Source organism: Wolbachia endosymbiont (group A) of Apotomis capreana (assembly GCF_964027025.1).
Lineage (GTDB): Bacteria > Pseudomonadota > Alphaproteobacteria > Rickettsiales > Anaplasmataceae > Wolbachia > Wolbachia pipientis.
In genome coordinates, this window is the sequence record NZ_OZ034721.1 from 891,468 (window position 1) to 911,197 (window position 19,730).

The following is a 19,730-nucleotide window of genomic DNA, read 5'->3' on the forward strand; positions in this document are numbered from 1 at the left end:
AAAGAGATGTTACCGAAGATTTTAAAGAATTTTAATGTATTCGTAGATGGTCGTGGTTATGCAGGAAAAATAGATGAGATAACCTTACCGAAGCTTACCATAAAAACAGAAGAGTACAGAGCTGGTGGTATGGATATTCCAATAAATATTGATATGGGCATGGAAAAGCTTGAAGCAGATTTCACTTTTTCTGAATACGATACAGAGCTGTTTAGGCTATTTGGTCTAATAAATGGGAATTCAGTTTCTTTGACGCTCCGTGGTGGAATGCAAGGTAGTGGTAGCAATGATATTGAAGGAGTAATAATCAATTTAAGAGGCATTTTTAAAGAGTTTGACTTTGGTAGCTGGAAACCTGCTGAAAAAGCAACGCTCAAATGCACTGTAGCTGTCCATTACTATAAACTTACTATAGGTGGTAATGAATTAATAGAAATCGATGCTGAAAATATGATTAGAAAGATAAATGGTGTTGATCAAATGGCACTACTTCAGATGGTTTTAGGCATATAAAAAACATATTTGAAATTTTATTTTTAAGGAGGCGATAATGCACACTATAACACTTAATAACCCAATAACAATTGACGGGATTTCTGTCTCAGAATTATCGATGCGTGAACCTAAAGTAAGAGATTTACTTGCTATAGAACGCATAGAAGGCGAAGCTTTAAAAGAAGTAGCTTTAATTGCTAATCTAGCATCCGTACCAAAAGAAGTAGTTGAAGATTTATGTATTAAAGATTATGTAGAAATACAGAAGGTGCTAAAAGATTTTTTGTCGCCGCTGGAACAGAGGAGTTAAGATTCAATATTTTAAAACTTAGCTCAACAACAGGAAGTGGAATTGAGCAAATTATTAATATGAGTATAAAAGAGTTTCTAAAGTGGTTAGAAGTAAGTGAAGGAGTAACAAAAAAATGTCAATGCTTTCAATAAAAATAGGTGCGACGTTAGATGGTAGTTTTAACAATGCAATGACAGGTAGTGCAGCAAAGCTTTCTAAGTTGGGCGATAGTATAAAGCAGCTTGATTCGTCAATGAAATCTGTTTCCAAATTTAAGCAACTAAATCATGATGCCCTTGAAGCTATGAAGAATTGGAAGGAAGCGGAGAAGAAAGCAAAAGAATCAGCCGCAGCAATTGCTAAAGAGAAGAAGGAAAAAAAAGAGCCAAGCAAAGCACTGAGAAATGAATTCGAAAAATTGAAAGTATCGGCATCAAAGGCAAAAGAGGCTTATATTAAAAAGAGAGATGCACTTCACACATTAAATGAAGAAATCAGGAAAAGTGGAAAGGATATTAAATCTTTAGTGAGGGATCAAACTAAACTTGGTTCATCTATTGAAGTACTTAAAGGAAAATACAGTAAATTAGGATCTGTAATACAAAAACAGCAAAATGCTTTGGCAAAAAAAGCGCATTATAGGTCACAAGTAATGGAGACTATAGGACTAGGTCTTTCACTTGCAGCACCAATTAAAGTTGCGATTGACTTTGAAAGTGCTATGGCTGATGTTAAAAAGGTAGTAAATTTCAAGGATGGAACAAATGAAGCCGAAGAATTTGCTCAAAAATTGAAGAAATTATCCCGTGAAATACCATTATCAGCTGCAGAGTTAGCACAAATAGCTGCAAGTGGTGGTCAGCTTGGTATCGACAAAGATAAGCTACTTGAATTTACCACAACAGTAGCTAAAATGGCCACAGCATTTGACATGTCTGCTGAACAAGCTGGTGATTCTATTGCCAAACTCGCTAACATTTATGGAATCGCAGTAGAGAAGATGGAAGAAGTTGGTGATGTTATAAATTACCTATCAGATAATACTGCAGCTAAGGCGAACGATATGATTGAAGCACTCGCTAGAGTGGGTGGTAATGCAAAACAATTTGGTTTAGATATTAATCAGACAAGTAGTTTAGTAAATGCCTTCGTTAGTTTAGGTAAACAACCTGAAAAAGCAGCAACTGCAATAAACGCTCTACTTAGTAAACTTCAGACTGCTGAAGGACAGGGAAAAGAGTTCAGAGCAGCATTGGAATCCATAGGTATCACTGCAGAGGAAATGTCACAAAAGGTTGCTGAAAACGGGCAAAACGCTCTACTTCATTTTTTTGAAATTTTAGAAAAAGTAGATAGACAGGAACGTTCTCAAATTCTTCTCAACCTCTTCGGTCAAGAATATCAAGATGATATTGCATTGATAGTTGGGAGTTTGGAAGAATATAAAAAAGCAATAGGTTTTGTGACCGATAAAGAAAAGTATAATAAATCTATGCAAAAGGAATTTAATAACCGTGCAAGTACTACAGCAAATAATTTGCAGCTACTCAAAAATACAATAGCAGAGCTAGGAATGAACTTAGGGTCAGTTATGCTACCTCCTTTAAATTGGATAAGTAAGATTTTGAGGTCAATATCTACAGGTATAGCTTGGTTCGCAGAGAAGTGTCCAATTTTAACTACAGGAGTTATGAGCATAATTTCAGCTCTTATTATTGGCAAGATTGCAGTGGTAGGTTTTGGTTATGCATTTGCATTGGCTGGAGGTGGAATACTAACTTTTAAGGCTATTTTGCAGGGAACACTTTTGCCAGTATTAACTTCGTTATCAGCGCGAGTAATTCCAGCAGTAATCATGGGACTGAAAGCTTTAACGCTAACCAATCCTATAGGAGCTGCTATTGCTGGACTATCAGTTGGTACAGCGCTTGTAATTGCTAATTGGCAAAAGGTAAAGGACTTTTTTTCAAGTCTCTGGAAATCAATTACAAAATCTATAGAAAATTGGACTGGTATAGGAAAATTTTTTAATGATAGTCCAATAAAAGCATTAGAGAAACCAGTAGAAGCAAAAATAGGCAGTGCAACTAGTGAAAATAATGTTTTTAGTAAAGGAAATCCTTTATTGAATAATAATGCTTTTAGTAGAATTTCGAATAGTAGAACGAATATTGAAAGTGTGATTACAGAAAAAAGTTCTGTAGCAGATAATTCAGAGAAAGTTTTAAAAGACTGTGAAAAGTGTGAACAAAAAATTTTCAATCAAACTTTTACATTTAATATAAGTATAAAAGCAGAACCTAACCAAGATGTACGTAGTCTTGCTGATGCAGTGATAAAAAGAATAAGGGAAAAATCTCGTGATGTTTTATTTGATTCAATAGAACCAATTTACTAATGCTATCACTTGGTCAACATAAGCTTTCTCCAACAAGTGTAAGGTATAGTAAAGAAAATCGTTGGAGTACAATTGAGTGCATTGGTAAAATACCTTCATTACAAAATATTGGTCAAGGTGCAGAAAATATAGACTTAGAAGGAGTAATTTATTTCCATAATCTCAATGATTTAAATCAATTAAAAAGTATGAAAGAAACTGAGAAAAATCATGAACCAAGTATCTTAGTAGACAATTTAGGGAATGTTTTGGGAAGATTTGTTATTGTGCGGTTAGAAGAAAAGCAAACGTCGTATTTTCCCTGTGGATTACCAAAAAAGGTTGAATTTAGCTTAAGTTTAAGGAGTTATGTATGACAGTACATTATATAACCCGAGAAAATGAAATGTTAGATTACATATGTTTTAAGCACTATGGATATAGCTCTGGAGCAGTAGAAATAGTATTGGAGGCTAATCCTGGTCTTGCAGAGTATGGAAGTTTTTTGCCTACAGGATTAAAGATCAGGTTACCTAGAATACAAGAGCAATTAAAAAAATCGAAGTTAAAAGTGTGGGAATAAATGAAACCTGAATTTAGCATTGAAGGAATAAAAGATCATGTAATATCGGTGCATCTTACTGATGAATCTGGTACTATAGATGATGTCGCAGAGGTATGTGTTGATTATGGCAATGAAAATGTAGAAATTCCAAATGAATTGAACATAGCACTAGGTTATAAGGAAACGGGAATCTTTCCAATGGGTGTATATACAGTCAATGAAGTTACGATACAAGGCCCACCTAAGACCCTACTAATAAAAGCTCATGCAACAAATTTAAGAATATCTTTAAAAGCAAAGGTATCAAAAGAATGGCATCAAATTACCATAGAAAACTTAGTGAAAGAAATAGCCCAAAAACATGGATATGGACATAAAGTTGCTGAGGAATTTAAGAATGTATTGATACCCCATATTAATCAGGCAGATGAAAGTGATATAAGTCTGTTAACAAAGATCGCAACAGAGCGTGAAGCAATGGCAAAATTAGCTGGTGGGTATATATTATTTATTTCAAAAAACATGGCAAAATCAGCCACAGGAAAAGCTTTAGGAACAACGACTATTAGACCTCAAGACACAATTAATTGGAAAGTGCATTTTACCGTACGCGATAAATACAATTCAGTAGTAGCAAAATGGCACAGCTATGAAAAGGGTGAGACTATTAAAGAAATAGTTGGTAGCGGCGAACCAAGTTATATTATGCTAGAAATTTACCCAAATGCAGAATCAGCGCTAAGTGCAGCAAATGCCAAATTGAAACAATTGAAGCGTAACAATGAAACTTTAGATATAACTATGCCTGGTAATCCAGAGTTATTTGCAGAAGCAAAGCTTAATCTTATAGGTTTTAATCAAGCGGTAGATGGTGAATGGATAGTTAATAGAGTGGAGCATACTTTAAATACCTCAGGTTACCTTACTGTGTTGTCAGCATCTTTTAGTAAGTAATGTTAAGAAAAAATGAGTAAATGATCTATTTAATATTAAAAAGATGTTGAATATGGATAAATTGGGTCAATACACAAAAAACAAGCTGCATTTTTGGTGGCTTATAACAGTAATAGTATGTATTATTGCTACCTATTCCTACATGAAGGCAAAAGCTGAAGGTAATTATAAAACGATACTACGCATTGCTTCTCAAAATTGTAACTTAGATGTAGTAAAGTTTTCAGTAGAAAATTTATTAAGTGTTAACACACGAGTTCCTAAATTAACAGCATTACATCATGCATCTGATTCAGGATGCTTGAAAGTTACTAAATTTTTAGTATACCAAGGAGCTGACATTAGTGCATTAGGTGAAAATGAAAGATGGACAGCATTACATTTTGCTGCATTAGAAGGGCACTTAGAAGTAGTGAGTTTTTTACTGGAAAGAGGTGCAAATCCTGATGTTAGAGATAGAAGTGGAAAAAACCCTCGAGATGTAGCTGTAATAGAATCAAGGCAAAACAAAGACAAGCCCTACGATCAAATAATAAAGCTACTTGCAGAAGCAGAGGGCCGATAACAAAAAGTAATCACTAAAGCTGTAAGTTTTCTATAATCTGTATATAAACTTCTAAAACTATCCATAACAAGTTAATATTTTCACATGAAAAAGCAAAAAATCCCAATTACGGTAATTATTACCATATTAATCCAAACCGTAGCATTGATATGGTGGTTATCCAAGTTAGACTCAAGGGTACAATTTCACGATAAACTTATTGAATATGGTTTAATGGAAAAAGTGTTAGTGCTTGAGGAAAGGGTAAAAAATCTTTCTGAGGAATTGGATGAGTTTAAATTACACGTTCTAGGCGGAAAAATTAAATCTTAATACCCTTACCTAAATTCATAATGATTAAATATATTTTATCCGTTGATGGAGGTGGAATTAGAGGAATCATTCCTGCCATTATTCTAGCAGAAATAGAAAAAAGAACAAGAAAGAGGGTAGCTGAAATCTTTGATCTTATGGCAGGAACCTCAACCGGTGGAATTGTTGTAGCGGGATTATGTAGAAAAGATGAACGAGGAAATCCCCAATACTCAGCCAACGACCTAGTTGAGTTTTACCAAAAGTACGGAGCATATATTTTTAAATCTTCATTTTTGAGAAGATCAATATTTTCTTGGCTTAATTGCGCACAATACCCACATAAAAATATTGAATTTGTACTGGATAAATATTTTGGCGATGATATCCTTAAAAACACTTTAAGTAATGTGTTGATTACGAGTTACGATGTTCAGAATAACTGCCCATTTTTCTTCAAAAGCTGGAAAGAAGGTAATATTAAGCTAAAAGATGCACTCAGAGCTGCAACGGCTGCACCTACTTACTTTACACCTAAATATCTTAAAATCAACCACAAGGAAATGGTATTAGTGGATGGCGGGGTATTTGCGAATAATCCAGCGGCTTGTGCATATGCAAGTGGTAAGAGGTTATTTCCAAATGATGATATTCTACTGTTATCGATAGGTACTGGCAGAACAGATAGAAGCATAGCCAATTCAAAGAGATTGGGAAAAATAGGCTGGATAAAACCACTAATACATGTGATGTTTTCTTCAAGTTTAGATGCAGTGAACTATCAACTTAATCAAGTTATAGCTGATAAATATATACGCATACAATCGCAATTGAAAATAGCATCACCTGACATGGATAATATTACATCAAAAAATATCAAATCTCTTCAGCAAGAGGCAAAGGCAATGATAGAGGACAATCAGGAACTGATAGATAAATTCTGTGATGTTTTATCTTGATACGTAGAAATGCCAAAAAAATTCTGCAGAGCTAAATAAGGGTTTAGAATAGATAATATATTAACCATTTTTACTTATATCTTAAACATAATTCAATTTTCACACTCATCAACAGTTAGGCCACTTGCTCGCAAAATAACATCAGTAGAAACACCAGCCTTCACTAGATTTTTCGCAACCTTGATCTTTTCTGTTTTTTTAACTTTCTCTTTGCTATTCTTCATATCCCTAGATAAAAATTTCTTCACTAATTCTTGCTCTTCAGTTTTTCTTAGTAAATTAAGTAGTTCACTATCTTCATTTGTTTTAGGCAGCAGAACTTTAATATTCACTGATAATCCTTCTGCTATTTGATATAATTTGTCAAATGATATGGCAGTGTATCCTATTTCATACTCGTGTATTTCCTTGAGTGTTAAACCAACTTTGTTTGCTAAATCTTTTTGAGTATACCTTTTTATCAATCTCCATTCTCTTATTCTTTGCCCTACTCTATAGTATATAGAATCAGTGCAGACTTCTTTCTCTGTATTATCATACTCGTAAATAGATAAGCCGGTTGCTTGGGAAATTATGTCAACTGAAACTCCTTCTTTAACTAGATTTTTTGCTACTTCTAATCTTGCCTCCTCTTGATTGATTTTCTCGCTAATATGAACAAACCTGACTAATGAAGGTACTATTTTGCCTAACTTTTGATTCTCATATATTTTTGTTAGATAGAGTATTTCTTCGTCTTCATCTTCATACTCTCTTACTGTTATTGGTTTAGGTAATAGATCTACAACATTAACTGACAGTACTCTTGCTATTACATATAGTACTTCAATCGTAATAGGAATATACCCATTTTCATAATTGGTTACTTCTTTATATGCTAATCCGATTTTACTTGCTAACTCTGCTTGAGTACACCTTTGCATTAATCTACAATCTTCTATTTTTTGCCCTATTTTATAACTTATAGAACTAATATCTCTTACAGAAACAAACATATATACCTTACTTAGAAATAAATTTTCATGCAATTTGATCAGCGGATAAACCAACTATTTGCAAAATAATATCAATAGAAATTCCCCCTTTCACTAAATCCTTTGCAATTTTCATCTTTTCTGCTCTTTTCACTTTCTCTTCGCAAATTTGTATGCTTTCAAACAGAGATTTCATTAGTGCATGACGTAGTTCTTGGCTTTCAATTTTTTTGTATTCTTCAATTAAATTAGGTACCACTTTATCATCTGCATCCTCTGTTAGTTCAAGTAGGTCCATGATATTAATCGATAACGCCTTTGCTATCTCATATAATCTTCCCAGTGGAACAGCAGTTCTTCCTTGTTCATAGTTGCTTATTTCATCACGTGTTGTACTCATTTTCTTTGCTAAATCCTTCTGAGTATATTCCCGCACTAGTCTCCATTCTTTTATCTTCTTTCCTATTTTGCAGTATATAGAACCTATTTTTTCTTCAACACATTCATCAGCAGAGAGGCCAATTACTTGTGAAACAATATCAACAGAAATCCCTGCTTTAACCAGGCCCTTTGCAATTTTTACTTTCTCTGCTTTTTTACTACTTTTCTCACCAACTCGGGTAAATTTTGTTAGCAAGTAAAACACCTTGCGCAACTCTTGATCATTAATCGTTTTATATTTTCTTACTAGATTTAATATTTTCTCTCCCTCATCTTCAAAACAGATTTTTTCATTTGATACAGGAATTAGGTCTACAATACCAATCGACAATATCTCTGCTATAGCATACAATTTTTCAATCGAAATTTTACGTGTTCCTTTTTCATATTGTAGTACTATTTGATACGTTACGCCGATTTTTCCCGCTAAATCTTTTTGAGTATAACCCTTTGCTAACCTAAAACTTCTTACCTTCTTTCCTACTTCGTGATCTAAAGAATTAGTATAGCTAACGGTCATTCTTTTTCATAACCTGCCATTTTAAAAGTTTCAGATAGAAATTTTGCTAGCATATGTTACCTTTGTTGAGAACTAGTATATTAAATGCCTATACTATGACAAGCTAAGAAGTTCACACTTTAAATAGGTATCTTTGGAGGCTGCTAAATCATGAATCCATTTGTTGGCATTTTAATATACCTTATAGAAGAGTTGATAAAAAGATCTACAAAAGGGCGTCTAAGGTGCATACTAGGGTTATCTATGAAGGTAATTTTTCCCAACTCTTGAAATTTTGCTAACTTTAATAGGCTTTAGTATAAAAACGTTGAATATTTCTTCACAATTGTGTATAATGATTAATGCTTTTTATCTTACTTTCTCATGGCTCTTTCGAAGTTTCTTGACGCACGCAACGATTATGCATTTAAAAGAATATTTGGCACCGAGAAGAATAAAGATATCCTCATTCATTTCCTGAACGATATTTTAGGCTTTACTGGCTTAGCTGCTATTCACGATGTTGAATTCTTAGCTACCATTTTGGACCCTGAAATTGCCGCTAAAAAGCAGAGTATTGTCGATGTTCTTTGTAAAGACTCTCAAGGTTCAAGATACATCATAGAAATGCAGTTTACTAAGACCAAAGGCTTCGAAAAACGTGCTCAATATTATGCTGCTAAAGCCTACTCAAGTCAAGCTGATCAAGGTGATAATTATCATAATCTCAAGGAAATTATCTTCATAGCTGTTGCTGATTGTATTATTTTTCCAGATAAGGCTGAGTACAAATCTAATCATGTCATTTTAGATCAAAATAGCTTTGAACATGACTTAAAGGATTTTTACTTTGTATTCATAGAACTACCAAAATTTACAAAGACAAAAGAAGACCAATTAGAAAATATAGTAGAAAAATGGTGTTACTTTTTTCGCTATGCAGGAGAAACAAGGGAAGAGGATCTAGATAAGATAGTTGGTAGTGACGTAATAATAAAACGAGCTTATGAAGAAATGAATAAGTTTAATTGGTCAGAAGAAGAGTTACTAGCATATGAACAAATGAAAAAACGCATAATGGATGAGGTAGCTGCTTTAGCTCAAAAATTTGATGAGGGCCTTAAAGTAGGTCAAGAAAAAGGTAGACAAGAAGAAAAAATTGAAGTAGCAAAAAACTCACTCAAGGCCGGTGTATCTATTGATGTTATAGCTCAAATTACCGGTCTCTCTCATTCTGAAATTTCACAACTCGGGAAAAAAACATAATATTCCTACTTATTCACTTTAACATTATGGCTATAAAGATTACACATAGAATTATATAAATTACTATCATAACGTTACCCAAACTTCTATATCAAAGCTACATACTGTAAGTTCAATATGGAAAACACATGAAACACTTAGCATTTAATGTCTACTTCATCCATTTTAGCATTAAGACTATCAAACTTGCTACTGGTTGTTTCCCTAATTGTTTTGGCCACCCTCACTTTAAATTTTCCACTACTTGGCATATTACCTCTTATATTATAACCTACCTATTGAGATTACCTCCAAGTTTGGTTACTCCTACATCAGAAAGACAAGTTGATACTTTTGAATGGCTTTGAATAGAAGCATTACTTAAATAACTTTGAGGCTCTAAGCTCATTTCCTGTTTTTCTACACCACGAATCTCTAATTTACCATCTCCACCGTGTAATATCTGTTGTATTGATTGATTTAGCGCTATATCTAGTTTATTATCAAATATATTCATAAACTTGTCAAATTTCTTCGGACTTAACTTACCAGGGCATCCTGCTTCTCTACCAGGACATGCTTTCTCTAAATACGAACTTAAAACTCCTGAGATCTCATCAAATTTACCACTCATGATTTTCCCTGTAACTTCTTTCTGTATTTCCACAAAATCAATATTCAATCGATGCATTGATACACCACTTTTTAATCCAGCTTGCTCTACTACTTTCTCAAATTCCTTTGTAATATTGAGTGTATATCCCTGTGCCTCTAGTGGGGATATAGACTGACCTACTGTAGAAATATACTTTTGACCTGTAACTTTTCTAATTAATAAATCAAGTAACATTATTGTACCATTTACATCAATTGGTGCACTAATTTGTGAGATTGAACTTTGAGTGAATGTTTTCTCAGGTAAAGCAGCTCTAAACCCACCTATAGAGCTCTTTACCCAACCAAATAAATCATTTATCCATGAAGATGGTCTTGCACCACTACTTGCTACTATTTCGGGTTGATTACTCGAATCTATACTACGAAGCTTGCGTGATAAGTGATGAGAATTGTAATCTCCATGATGATGAAGGCGTTTACGTCGTACAGGTTTTTCTCTTTCTTTACTGAGCTCTTCCTCTAAATAATTTACAACATTATCATATCCTTTATCTCTAGCAATATCTAGAGGTGTTCTACCGTCAGCAGTTGAGGCATTAAAATCAGCACCTCTTTCAACAAGACGCTCAACGACGTCTAATGAACCCAACTGCACAGCCCAATGAAGAGGTGTCCAAGCTTCATTATCTTTGACCTTAATATCAGCACTGTTATCTAAAAGAAGTTCAACTATATTAAAATTATTGTTTTGAATGGCCAAGAACACAGGAGTCCAACCCTGCCCATCCTGAACATTAACGTTAGCACCTTGTCTGATACCGTCTCTAACTTTTTCAAGATCTCCTTTTTCTGTAGAAATTAATAATTCTTTATCTAGATCCAATTGTTTTTGTTTCAAAACTTCTACTATATCTTCGTAACCCTTTTGAATAGCTAGGTCTAAAGATGTCCTGCCGTACATTTCTGTAGCCTTTAAATTAGCACCCCTGTCAAGAAGTAGATTCACTACATTCAACCTATTTGCGTCAACAGCAAGATGCAAGGGTTTTTCATTATATGTATTTTCAACCTCAATATCAGCACCTTTATCAAGAAGAAATTGAGCTATATCCAAATTACCCCCTTGAGCAGCAAAATGTAAAGGCGTTCCCTGATACGTTATCTCATTATTAAATTTTGCACCGTTACTAATAAGAAGTTTGACCACACCCCATTTACCTGACTGAGCAGCATAAAGTATCGGTGTCCAATCACGCCCGTCTTGAACTTCGATACTTGCACCTCTGTCAAGAAGGAATTGAACCATATCCAAATTATTTCCTGATGCAGCAAAGTGTAAAAGTGTTTTACCTTCCTTGTCTTGAGCATCAATATTAGCTCCTCTATCAAGAAGAAGTTCTACCACGCTCCATTTACCTGATTGAGTAGCAAGAAATATTGGTGTGTAACCAAACTCATCTTGAACTTCGATATTAGCGCTCTCATCAAGAAGAAGCTTCACCTTATCCCATTCACCCGCTTCGGAAGCAAGATGCAAAGATGTCCTATCAAGTTTACCTCGAGCATTTATTTCTCCACTGTTTGTAACTTCAAAAGACGCAGAATTTTCCTGTAAATTGAGAATAGAACTCACATTATTTAATTTATCAATACTATCTGAATTATGTATTTTATCTACTTCATTACTTAATAATATCTCTTTGTCAGTAAATTTTATAGATAATGTTTTCATTTCAGGTTCTTTATAGAAATCTCTAAAATATATAATACACAACTCATTTGCTTCTATGCCAGCATTAAAGGCATTGGTAACTATCAAGTCATATTTATCATGAAGGTAGGTATACCGCCCTGCTTTTTTAGATATAATTAGTTTACTATTTTCTTCTATGTCTTGAGGTCTTACTACAATAATTTTCTCATCAGAAATAAAGAGTGAAGGCTTCAAATCTAAACTATCACCTATTTCCATAGGTGCATTATCAAAAATAATTTGTAATTTTTTATACCACTTATTTATAAGTGCATCTTTTAGCCTAACTGTTATTATATCTTGCCTTAAGCCAGTAGCTGATATAGACAACTTAATTAACAAATCACTTGCATCTTTAATAACCATTGATATTGGTTCAATACCCAAATCCTTATCTATTTGTTGTACCAACTTATACAAATCTAACGTACTCCTCAAACTCCTTTTTCTGTTGATATTGTCATTAATTACTACTTCTCGAATAGGTAAGTTTTCTATATCGAGTGTTTCATGGTATGAAGTAATTACACGTATACTGCTTTCTTCTACAACAATATTTCTCCTTTCACTTTCTTCTCTATTAAGTTCATTGTGTATATTTTCCAAAAACGCTGGACAAAAATCAGAGCTTCTTTTCCTCCTTTTACTTAAACATCTACCTAAATCTAACTTATTTTCTGATTGGCTGAGGAAAGTAGATTCTTCAACACTCTTAACCATGGAAGATATTTTACTCTGCTGATTATTTTCCTCAGTCAATATTAATTTAGAGCACTTACCTACTATATTTTGATCATATCCATTTAATAAAAGATTGTTTTGTAAATTCTTTGATAACGCTGAAACCTGAGTGTTCTTCGATTTATCTCTAAATTCAGTGAGTTGTTCTAAACTACAGAAATTTTCAGTAAAGCTAATTTGATTTTGGAATGACGAAAAACCTAAACATTGATACGTTGAATTTTTATTTGCAAAACCATCAATTGATATTAAACATTTAAAGTCAGTTTCTACTTTAGGAGTATATTTACTTCTATTGTGGTAATTTTCTGAAGCTTTATCAATTAAAGCTTGTATTTTTCTTACCTCAGATAAACTAAACCTATCTAATCTACGGATTACTATTGGTTCTAAACCTAGATCAAATTCCAACGTAGAAATTCTATGAAATTCATTATTATCCCAATCTTTTATATTGATCGTGTGATTAGACATCTTATCGCGAAATATCAGATCTGCACCATTGCTGAAAATTTCAACTTGACCAGGAGTAATATTCTTTAATATCATTACTCCTATGCGTTCCTCATCTTGTTCTATAGAAGTAGAGATATTTTCTTCCAACTTTTGATTGTGATGAATAATACTAGTAGAGTCACTGAAATCTTCAGTGTATTCTTTAAAAATTCTTTCATAATCATTTCTAAGTTTATCCTTATACTCCATTACATTATCAATGTTTCCTAATAACCCAGGAGATGGTAAAAGATCATTGTTATTCCAGAGAGAATAAGAAATATTTTCCCATTTACTTCGATCAGTATAGAATCCTTCTATTCTAATGATAAAAGGATTTTCACTTTCTCTTATTAATAAGAGATCATCCTTATCTTTATATTTCTCAATATCTTCAAGACGGGAATCTATCACTACATGATCATCTTCAAAATCTTTAGGCAATAAAAACATATTCTGAGTTTGTGTAGCTTGTAAAAAAGGAACTAATTTCCCTTTTTTTGAAGAAGAACATGACATTGATTGTACATAAGGAATAAATGCTTCTCCTTTGTGATTCATAATTATAAGATGCCTATAATTAGGATCTCGAAGGTAGCTTTTCACTCGAATGTTACTATTATTGTATTTTAAATGCAGATCACATTTGTAGATTGAAAAATCTTTTTCAACTACTCGCATAAATAGTATATCCAGTTTTTTATCATTTGAATTATTATCAATTTTGACTGCTTTACTACTTATATCATTGCTAACAAAATACACATCTCTTCCTTCTCCTCCCTTAGCAAACATAGTACCTTGATCAAAGTTAATTATATCATCTCCTGAAGAACCAAAAACCATGTGTGAAACTACACTATTATTTTGACTTTGTGTTTTACCTCTAACAACGCTCAAGACTTTATAACCCTTATGATTATTTAGAATTTTCTTGTAATGATTTTCTACAGCTCTAAAACCCTTTAGAGAATGTTCTGAATGTAGCTCAAATGATTTAATTTCTATAGTTGGTGAGTCCGATTTTTCAATTTTAGGAACAATATTACTACCATTTTTGTCTATTAGTGCAAAGTGAGGTTTATTACTGCTTTGTTCAACATAATTTTTTATATCGAGGGTAAATTGATTATTTTGACCAAAATTTATTTTCAAAGATAAAGTATTACTATTTTTAGAGTAAGTTATTTGATCACAATCACTTAATAAATCAAATTCAGGAAAACTTACAGTTCCTGTTCCATCTACGTCAATTTCTGAATATAACCCCCTACCCTTATAGTCTGCAGTTTTTACGTAAAAAGTATAATTGCTTTTTCTACCTTTGACTCTAGTATACGGCGAAATAATTACTTTTTTGCAACTTTCAACTACATCTTCCTTATTTCTATTAAAACCACCGCCACTATCTATTATAACATCACTGCTATCACTTTCTGTAAAATGCTCAGAATAACCCACGCATAAGATCTCATCTACCTTGTTCTGTCTTCCAACATAATGGTAATTAAAGAGGTTGTTACTAACATAATCATCAATTAATAAACAATTATTTATTTTTACCTTTAATTGTCCATAGGCACTAGGCTTAAAACGATAGTCAATCACACCTGTAACTTTATTTTCTGCTAATTGACTTAGATCAAGTATATTAATAGAGTTACTTCCACCAATCATTTTGCCTGAAAAGCTAGGGTTATTTACAAGAACAAACCTGTTCACTACATTATTACCACCAGTTATTTCTGCTGTACCTGAGCCAATTAGAAAATTATTGTGCCACTCATTACTTCCAACAATTGTACCTCTGTTTACATTTTGTAGATCATAAACAATTGTCTTGTCTTTCTGCGCCACGTTTACTCTACCACCTTGGTTAATAACCATTGCATTTTCACAGTAGTATACAGCTGACTTAACTGAGCTTTTAATACCTTTCTCATAATCTTGATTAGTAATCTGTGGTAAACAAAGCATGTTAGCACCTTTGATATAATCAGGTACAACACGTGAAAGATTTTTTGTATTGGCATTTTTCCTATTCATCATAATCGTTGCATAATCTGGACGAAGAGTATTACCACTTACTTTTCCAAGACCAACACCATAAGCAATAACACTATTAGGAGCATTATTTAAAGCCTTCCAAACTTGTTTAGCTAAACTATTAACTATGTCTTTCCTAGCTGCAAGATGCTGCACATCAGCTGCCATAGGTTGAAAAAGAAGTGTACGCCAAAAAATACTCCAATTCTCTCCATGGGTTGTATCATACTTTTTCTTGTACTCTACGATATTGCTAACACCACTATAAATTCCGCAACCTACCATGAGCCCAAACCCAACTGCAATACCAACTACCGGCATACTTGCTGCTGTAAGAGCAACACCAGAAACAAATGACACACCAGAAAAAGATATAGATGCTATATTATCTCTTATTTCTTTCTCTCCACATGGATTATCACTATTCTCTCTTTTTTTACAATCTACAATATTACTTGCTGACATGCCTATATCAACAATATCAAAGACACCAGTTAAAGCTCCTGCTGTACCTTTCGCTATTGTACTTCCAAATTTTACTCCTGCAACTCGAATAGCAAATTCTGTCTGTTCACCTAAAGCACCTGGTATAACTTTTCCTACAACCTTTTCAGCTGATGTTACAACTCTTGGAGTAATTTTAACCATTACATTCTCAATTGGTTGAGATGCAAAAGACCACCCTACTCCGCCTAGATTTAATCCACAATCCGTTGCTGTTCCATCCTTACAAGACACAATGGCACCATGGATCCCTCTTATTAATTGTATCCCACCAGCAGCATTCATTAACCTGCTTTTTAGCTTTAGATTTTTTGTTAAACTACTCTCTTGATGTACAATATCACCGTGCAAATCCTTGATACGTTCATTCTGGACATAGCGCTCATATCCTTGATCTTCAATTACCTTATCAACTAAATATTTATAGTCACCTTCAATATTTTTGTTCCTAACAAACTCCACTAGTTGAGCATTTTTTGCTTCATCTTGACTGTTTTTAACATAAGTTAGAAATTTTTCGCTATCAACTATAATTTTGTCCACATTATTTCCATCTACTTTCCCTTTACTAAACTCTTCCACATCACCCTTTGAAAATAAACAAGGATTGATACTTCTTCTACTTCTACCTCCTCCTACGCAACTATTTAGGTCGAATTTTGGTTGTTGTGTCCCAGCAAGTACAGCCTCTAAGTTAGCTATACGTTGTGGATCTATACTTAATGTGTTTGAAATACCTTCTCTCATACGTATAAAATGATTTTCTCTTCTTTGAATTCGCAAATGGTTACGTATTTCATCAGGAATATTACTTAATCTATTTCCTTGCAACACAGTATTAATATCTCTAGCGTTTTCTAACGCCCATAAGCCGCAATTATAACCATCTCTTTGTTGAATAACAGAAACATCATTAACGGTAATTTGAGCCTGTTGTAAAACTTGACGAATATTATCTGGAACATTATTACCCAACGAGTCTACATAGTATCCATTATACTGCCCATTTTGATGAGAGATGACCAACGTAACCCAGTGATTATTATCTAAATTAACAATTAAAGTTAATGGCCTTCTTTCACCTCTTGTTGTTACGCTATCTTGAAACTGTTGCAATTGATTAACTATATGTTCTGGTGATCCCACTATTTCAAACAATGTGTCAATTCCATAACCATATTTTATTCTTGCAATATCAGCTATATCATGTTGCTGCAGCCAATAATGATAATCTCGTTCTGCTGTTGCAGATTCTAACGTACGTAGATTCTCCTCTTGTATACCAGTATTTTTAAGTCTCTGAGTTATCTCTTGTATTCCTTCTAAATGTTTTCTCTTAGCTATGTCAATAGAACTATGAACTACTAGAGCATGGACAAGCTTATCACTCGTTAATATTAAAGAATTTTTATCCTTAGCCTTCACATTAACAACTACACCCATGAAAAACATTTTATCACTATCTGTAATTGCTTTCAGTGCCGCACCTTTAGCATATCTAATGTTTTGTTCTTTTGTTAATTTATCAACTTCCTGTTTTAGCTGATCTTGATTTAAGTTTTTACCTATAAGCTTAAATTCCAGTGCTATAGGAGTGTATTCTTTAGCACCCTGAGGTGAAGGACCAATACCTTGAATTACCATATCGACACGACCACCTGCTCCTACTTGAAATTCAGGTATAATTACAGTCTTCGCAGAAGTCTCCTGTAGCTTTAAATCACTGTAACTACTAAATAAACCATTAAGAATGGCTTGTAATCTTGCTTCATTAGTAATCAAATCTTTGATAGGGTAAATCGTATCTGCTACTTCAGTAAGCAACACTTTATAGGCTTGCAATGAAACCTCACCGTCGGAAGCATGTTGAGAAGTGATTGCTTGATCAAATTTTGCCTTTAATTCATCAGAATTAGGTATCTCAATAAACTTGCCATCTGTAAATTGTTGATCATTACCACTTGATTCATATTTACTTATCTGTTCTATTTCAAAAAGGTCTTCAAAAGATAACCCTGTTTCATATTTTTTGAGACTCATTTTAATTTCTATGACATTTCCTACTCCTCCTATTTCAGGTATGTTCAGCACTGGAATTTTTTTATCAGCATAGAATTCCTTTGTATTAGACTCTCGTATATGAAAAATGAATGCTGTGTTTTCTTGCCCTTCATTACCTTGAACAAATATTAATGTCATAACCGGGCTTTTGGACAAAGTGTACTCCGTTCCTCCAGACCAATCCAGAGGGTACTCACCATATGAGTATATATATTTTTTAATGTTACTTTGATCTTGACCAATCTTGTTGATTAAAATTGATTGACCTAATATGTCTCGACTGAAATAGTAATGATCTTTTGTTTCTTTATTTGCTGGAAAAGTATTGTATTCACTTGATAACAAATCCGTTATTTCTTGCTTAAAATCTTCCTCAGAAATTTGTTGATTATCCCACTCGCCAACTAGTTCGATAAATTCCTCCATCAAAGGAGCTGGTGGTTGTTTAATAGGTTGTACTTCGGTTTTAAACGGTTCCGCGTCATCTAAATTTAACCCAACAGCAATGGCATTATCTGCATTGGTTAAAATCCTCATCTTATTTGGTCTGAAACCTTCTATATAATCTTCAGCTTGTCTCAGCGCGTCACTTGGATCAACTTGTCCTTCAGTTCCAGCCTTGAGTTCAATAAGAATTGGAACTGAATCAATAGCACGATTAGGCCCACGAACAAGCAAAACAATATCAGCATAACCTCCACCAGCAAATTGTTCCAAATAGACTTTAGTGTTATCACGATATCGAAAATTATCGAATATTCCTGCTACAAAGCCATGTTGAGCAGCTTCGCGAGCTTTAATACCATAAACATTGCCCTGTAAATTTAAATTGGTATGAACTTTCTTAATATAATTGAGAATGTCTTCGAGATTATCCTGAACTTGATCTATTTCTGCATCTGGATTAACAAGCTTTTCAATATAATTTTCTAGATAGACAGATTTACCTAACTTTTTTGTCACTTCCTGAAACTTTATTGTAGGCTCAATGGGTTGATCTACAATTTTCTTTTTACTTTCTACCTTAATGTTTATTTTTTCATCTTCTCCATCACTCTTTAAGGTATATCCCTTTGCTGACGTGATTTTTGATAACTCCTTCCTAACATCATCACTAAGATCTTTACCTGACTTACTCAGAAACTGCTTGATTTCATCGAAAACCTTGCCTTTTAATTGATCACGACTAATCTCGATTGTTTTAACATTACCATATACATTCTTAGCTTTATACTCTAACACACCATCCCTTTTCAGATATAAGTATAACTTCTTTGATTTAACATCTTTGTCTGATTTAGGCTTGCTTTTTACTAACTCATACTTATCTTTTAAAATTTTTATTACATCAATTTGAAGCTTACGCGCATCTGATTTAGTATAATCTCTACCCATCACATTCTTCCACTCACCTGTGGTGAATTCGAAATTCTTAGTATTTGTTTGTTTAGAATGTTGAGCTTCTATATCTTCAGTGAAAATAAAAACATGTGTTTTGGACTCTGTTTCTGCTACAACCTTTAAAGTTCTTGCTCCCTCAAAACGAAAATGTGACTTCTTTATACCTAGCTTGTCATTAAGTTTAGTATCTAATACACTGGAAAAAGAACCTAAGAATCTATGGGGAAAAAAGCCAGGCTTTTCACTAGAATGTAAATAGGATGGTATTTGATCAACCAATGACTGATATCTTGCTTCAAAAGATTTATCCAGTGAACCCGCTGTATCAGAAGTTGAAGAATCTACCTTACCAAAAAGTAACTCCATTAGCTCGAAATCTTGTGGTTTTTCTTGCTGTTGATCGTTATTAACCATAACTAGCCCCCGATTTTAACCCTTTACAAATTTTATCCTC

Annotated in this window: 13 protein-coding genes; 10 read left to right on the plus strand and 3 right to left on the minus strand. The window is 33.4% G+C overall.

Annotated elements, in window-relative coordinates; translation table 11 throughout:
* Positions 1-6 precede the first annotated feature (6 nt).
* The 9 genes from AAGD50_RS04420 to AAGD50_RS04460 all read left to right on the plus strand — a co-directional run bounded on the left by AAGD50_RS04420 (position 7) and on the right by AAGD50_RS04460 (position 6,498).
* Positions 7-513, plus strand: a complete 507-nt coding sequence (locus tag AAGD50_RS04420) for a phage major tail tube protein (RefSeq protein WP_264724064.1) — start codon at positions 7-9, stop codon at positions 511-513.
* A 37-nt stretch (positions 514-550) separates the two neighbouring features.
* Positions 551-805: a phage tail assembly protein gene (locus AAGD50_RS04425; RefSeq protein WP_264724065.1), complete on the plus strand. Its 255-nt coding sequence runs from the start codon at positions 551-553 to the stop codon at positions 803-805.
* A gap of 115 nt (positions 806-920) precedes the next feature.
* Positions 921-3,185 (plus strand): phage tail tape measure protein, encoded by a 2,265-nt coding sequence (locus AAGD50_RS04430; protein ID WP_264724066.1) that lies wholly within the window; start codon positions 921-923, stop codon positions 3,183-3,185.
* Positions 3,185-3,541, plus strand: coding sequence for a phage tail protein (locus tag AAGD50_RS04435; protein WP_038536970.1), 357 nt, complete (start codon positions 3,185-3,187; stop codon positions 3,539-3,541). The genes AAGD50_RS04430 and AAGD50_RS04435 overlap by 1 nt, the downstream gene beginning before the upstream one ends.
* Positions 3,538-3,747 (plus strand): tail protein X, encoded by a 210-nt coding sequence (locus AAGD50_RS04440; protein WP_038536967.1) that lies wholly within the window; start codon positions 3,538-3,540, stop codon positions 3,745-3,747. Before AAGD50_RS04435 ends, AAGD50_RS04440 begins: the two co-directional genes overlap by 4 nt.
* Positions 3,748-4,683: a contractile injection system protein, VgrG/Pvc8 family gene (locus AAGD50_RS04445; protein WP_264724067.1), complete on the plus strand. Its 936-nt coding sequence runs from the start codon at positions 3,748-3,750 to the stop codon at positions 4,681-4,683.
* Between the two features lie 52 nt (positions 4,684-4,735).
* Positions 4,736-5,248 carry an ankyrin repeat domain-containing protein gene (locus AAGD50_RS04450; RefSeq protein WP_264724068.1) on the plus strand — a complete coding sequence of 171 codons (513 nt, stop codon included), beginning with the start codon at positions 4,736-4,738 and terminating at the stop codon, positions 5,246-5,248.
* Positions 5,249-5,332: 84 nt separating this feature from the next.
* Positions 5,333-5,560, plus strand: a complete 228-nt coding sequence (locus AAGD50_RS04455) for a hypothetical protein (RefSeq protein ID WP_151807931.1) — start codon at positions 5,333-5,335, stop codon at positions 5,558-5,560.
* A 20-nt stretch (positions 5,561-5,580) separates the two neighbouring features.
* The gene (locus AAGD50_RS04460) at positions 5,581-6,498 is read left to right on the plus strand and encodes a patatin-like phospholipase family protein (protein ID WP_341810010.1); all 918 of its coding nucleotides are present in this window, start codon (positions 5,581-5,583) and stop codon (positions 6,496-6,498) included.
* Between the two features lie 92 nt (positions 6,499-6,590).
* Here the strand turns inward: AAGD50_RS04460 and AAGD50_RS04465 are convergent, their stop codons facing one another.
* Together AAGD50_RS04465 and AAGD50_RS04470 are read right to left on the minus strand one after the other, a co-directional pair.
* Positions 6,591-7,493, minus strand: a complete 903-nt coding sequence (locus tag AAGD50_RS04465; protein ID WP_208571565.1) for a helix-turn-helix domain-containing protein — start codon at positions 7,491-7,493, stop codon at positions 6,591-6,593.
* A gap of 25 nt (positions 7,494-7,518) precedes the next feature.
* A complete protein-coding gene (locus tag AAGD50_RS04470; RefSeq protein WP_264724071.1) occupies positions 7,519-8,433 on the minus strand; it encodes a helix-turn-helix domain-containing protein in 915 nt (304 codons plus the stop codon).
* Positions 8,434-8,796: 363 nt separating this feature from the next.
* Between AAGD50_RS04470 and AAGD50_RS04475 the strand changes: the two genes are divergently transcribed.
* Positions 8,797-9,678 carry an Rpn family recombination-promoting nuclease/putative transposase gene (locus AAGD50_RS04475; protein ID WP_264724072.1) on the plus strand — a complete coding sequence of 294 codons (882 nt, stop codon included), beginning with the start codon at positions 8,797-8,799 and terminating at the stop codon, positions 9,676-9,678.
* Between the two features lie 271 nt (positions 9,679-9,949).
* Here AAGD50_RS04475 and AAGD50_RS04480 read toward each other — a convergent pair whose 3' ends face one another.
* The gene (locus AAGD50_RS04480; RefSeq protein WP_264724073.1) at positions 9,950-19,690 is read right to left on the minus strand and encodes an ankyrin repeat domain-containing protein; all 9,741 of its coding nucleotides are present in this window, start codon (positions 19,688-19,690) and stop codon (positions 9,950-9,952) included.
* Positions 19,691-19,730 lie beyond the last annotated feature (40 nt).

Excerpts from the sequence above, each read along its gene's own strand:
- AAGD50_RS04430 (WP_264724066.1), top strand. The coding sequence starts at position 921 with ATGTCAATGCTTTCAATAAAAATAGGTGCGACGTTAGATGGTAGTTTT.
- AAGD50_RS04445 (WP_264724067.1), top strand. The coding sequence starts at position 3,748 with ATGAAACCTGAATTTAGCATTGAAGGAATAAAAGATCATGTAATATCG.
- AAGD50_RS04465 (WP_208571565.1), bottom strand. The coding sequence starts at position 7,493 with ATGTTTGTTTCTGTAAGAGATATTAGTTCTATAAGTTATAAAATAGGG.
- AAGD50_RS04435 (WP_038536970.1), top strand. The coding sequence starts at position 3,185 with ATGCTATCACTTGGTCAACATAAGCTTTCTCCAACAAGTGTAAGGTAT.
- AAGD50_RS04455 (WP_151807931.1), top strand. The coding sequence starts at position 5,333 with ATGAAAAAGCAAAAAATCCCAATTACGGTAATTATTACCATATTAATC.
- AAGD50_RS04450 (WP_264724068.1), top strand. The coding sequence starts at position 4,736 with ATGGATAAATTGGGTCAATACACAAAAAACAAGCTGCATTTTTGGTGG.
- AAGD50_RS04440 (WP_038536967.1), top strand. The coding sequence starts at position 3,538 with ATGACAGTACATTATATAACCCGAGAAAATGAAATGTTAGATTACATA.
- AAGD50_RS04420 (WP_264724064.1), top strand. The coding sequence starts at position 7 with ATGTTACCGAAGATTTTAAAGAATTTTAATGTATTCGTAGATGGTCGT.
- AAGD50_RS04480 (WP_264724073.1), bottom strand. The coding sequence starts at position 19,690 with ATGGTTAATAACGATCAACAGCAAGAAAAACCACAAGATTTCGAGCTA.
- AAGD50_RS04475 (WP_264724072.1), top strand. The coding sequence starts at position 8,797 with ATGGCTCTTTCGAAGTTTCTTGACGCACGCAACGATTATGCATTTAAA.
- AAGD50_RS04425 (WP_264724065.1), top strand. The coding sequence starts at position 551 with ATGCACACTATAACACTTAATAACCCAATAACAATTGACGGGATTTCT.
- AAGD50_RS04470 (WP_264724071.1), bottom strand. The coding sequence starts at position 8,433 with ATGACCGTTAGCTATACTAATTCTTTAGATCACGAAGTAGGAAAGAAG.
- AAGD50_RS04460 (WP_341810010.1), top strand. The coding sequence starts at position 5,581 with ATGATTAAATATATTTTATCCGTTGATGGAGGTGGAATTAGAGGAATC.